Genomic DNA, 2,599 nt, shown 5'->3' on the forward strand with positions numbered 1-2,599 from the left:
TCGAACTTATCTCTTCATATAGGTGCTTGTTGCCCTCAAGACGATCTACCTTTTTAATCTTGTGTTTTAATGAACTGTTTCCAGTTAATCCTTTGCCTATTGCTGTCAGCGATAGGTTTTGCTTCTTTTGTAGTGAACATGCTACATCCATTAATGCTTGTAAACGTTTGCCATGGATAAAAGGACATTCCTCCATGAGATGGTCATGTAGTAAATCGATAGGTTCCATCATTTTCCCCAAACAAATTTGTTGGGGAAAATTAGATCACGACTTCAACTTTACTGCAATTATTTTTAGCAAATTTGAGGGGATATATCAGTTCGCGGCAACCTGTTAAACCAAGCGAAGCAAACGAATCAATCCAATGTAACTCTGGGCCAACCTACCCTTTCACCAATGCCTACGCCTACTCCTGTCCCAAAAGCAGGTGGAACTGCTGCAACACTTAAAACAAGTCAGGCAACCCCTGTAGATCTATACAAAAACCGTTTGGCGGAATTGAAAGAAGCAAAACAACTCACCCGTGATGATTTATTTAACCTGGCAAGTCAAGCTCCTGGAAATAACAAAATTGCAGCCAATGCATACTTGCAAATGATGTTTGTTAATATGCCACGTACAGGAAATATTCCATTACAAACCATGCAGTCCATGCTGAAAAATATGGAGCGGTTTGGAGTCGATGCAACAAAAGGACCTGTAACCAGCATTAAAAGCCCTTTGGAATTAAAACAGCAAAATATAGCAAAGCACGATCTGAGTCCTTCTAGCGCGATGGACGCTAAGCCTGAAGAGCCAAAACCTTCAACTCTGACTCCGTTCAGCACCACTCCCTCTCCATTTAAGTAATATTGACATCAATTCCCGCACTAAATTCATGAGATTAGTGCGCGGATTTGTTCATTTATCAAGAGGTTTTAATTCTAATAACCTCAAGCGATTTAAAACAGTTCAGCCCCTTTCTAAATAAAATAATGATCACTCGATTTTTATGATCAATTTGCTTGCCAACCTATACCAAGTCTTCTAACATTGAAAAACAGTGCAGCGCATGCGGAACTAAACATGATCATCGAGAAATTAATGGTTAACCAACCTGTTATTGTATCACTGGACGTTGATAATTTATTATTTGAGCGAGTAGAACAAATAAAAGAAGTCGGTCTTACAACGATAGAAATTAACTCTACCGATCCACAATTATTGACTCAGATTATTAAACAATTCCCAACTATTAAAATTGGTTCTTGCGGCATAATTAACACTCAACAATTGGAACAATGTTATAGCGCTGGCGTCCATTTTGCTTCAAGTCCTGGCTTTTTACCTGCAATCGCACAAACAGCTAATGTCTACTCGATGAATTACCTGCCGGGTGTATCCACTATTTCCGAAGCTATGGCAGCATTGAACCTGGGTTTTCAACAGGTACGTCCATTTCCTGCAAGTTTGGCCTTTTGCACCCTGTTGAATAAATGCTTGCCTAATCTGCATTTATTTCCAGCGGAAATAGAATGGGAAGAAGCAGAGCATTTTCTTAATCTGCCAGTAGTTGCTGCGGTAGGTATTCATAACCCTGACACAAAACATTTAAGCGCCCTATCCTCGGGAATTTTCGCGTAATATGCTTTAAACGGTAGACCAGGAGGAGGTGCTAATAAGTTGCGCCTCAAACAATGCTAATAAGTCAACTTTGGCATGGTTCTGAATCCCCAGAGATAATATATGAAGGTAAAAGTAACTCCCAACTGACTCTCCCCTCGCTCCCGCCCGCAGCGTGGGAGCGAGAACTGAAAGGTGAACTTAACTCCCAACTAACGTTCCCCTCGCCCCTGCGCGCAGCGTGGGAGAAAGAACTGAAAGGTGAACTTAACTCCCAACTAACGTTCCACTCGCCCCTGCGCGCAGCGTGGGAGAAAGAACTGAAAGGTGAACTTAACTCCCAACTAACGTTCCCCTCGCCCCTGCACGCAGCGTGGGGGAGAGGGATTAAGGGTGAGGGGGATTAAATAACGTTGCGAAGCGACTTCATTTTATTTGATGGTAAGTGCCAAAAAAACAATATGTAAACACAGCACGGACGAACTAAAGCATATCCCTATCTTGCTTTCTACAGCTTTTGATCATAACCACATCATTTTGAAGGCTTGATTTTTAATAATGAAGTCGCTTCGCGACATTTTTTAACCCCCTCACCCTTAATCCCTCTCCCCCACGCTGCGCGCAGGGGCGAGGGGAAACTGAGTTGAGTACGTTGGGAATTACAAATGAACAACAAAAAAAACACGCTCTATGCTCAATTAAAGAATACGTTCTATTCTCTATGAATTAATAAACCCAAAACTAAAATTGCAACCCCCGACACATATCGCGCTGTCCACAATATTAATTGAAGCATGTACTCGCATCTCAGACAAATTTCCACCGCTATGACCGCGGAAGCCATTATTTTAGCAATGCCATCCTGACTCCGCCCTCTAAGTCGCTAGACGTAGGCAAAGATCTGCTCAAGACAGATACGCAACATGGGAAAGAGGCCTTAAAGATGGACATAACTCCCAACTAACTTTCCCCTCGCCCCTGCGCGCGGCGTGGGAG

The 2,599-nt window shown here is 42.6% G+C and carries 2 protein-coding genes and 1 pseudogene; 2 read left to right on the forward strand and 1 reads right to left on the reverse strand.

Annotation, left to right across the window (positions count from 1 at the left end):
• A pseudogene (locus tag G543_RS18215) lies at positions 1-232 on the reverse strand (IS4 family transposase); the annotation flags it as partial.
• Between the two features lie 165 nt (positions 233-397).
• Here G543_RS18215 and G543_RS0116715 point away from each other — a divergent pair.
• Complete coding sequence (locus G543_RS0116715; protein ID WP_028385546.1) at positions 398-850, forward strand: hypothetical protein; 453 nt, start codon at positions 398-400, stop codon at positions 848-850.
• 216 nt (positions 851-1,066) lie between these two features.
• A complete protein-coding gene (locus G543_RS0116720; RefSeq protein ID WP_028385547.1) occupies positions 1,067-1,624 on the forward strand; it encodes a multidrug DMT transporter permease in 558 nt (185 codons plus the stop codon).
• Positions 1,625-2,599: the final 975 nt, after the last annotated feature.

This window comes from Legionella moravica DSM 19234 (assembly GCF_000423305.1).
GTDB lineage: Bacteria > Pseudomonadota > Gammaproteobacteria > Legionellales > Legionellaceae > Legionella > Legionella moravica.

Excerpts from the sequence above, each read along its gene's own strand:
- G543_RS0116715 (WP_028385546.1), top strand. The coding sequence starts at position 398 with ATGCCTACGCCTACTCCTGTCCCAAAAGCAGGTGGAACTGCTGCAACA.
- G543_RS0116720 (WP_028385547.1), top strand. The coding sequence starts at position 1,067 with ATGATCATCGAGAAATTAATGGTTAACCAACCTGTTATTGTATCACTG.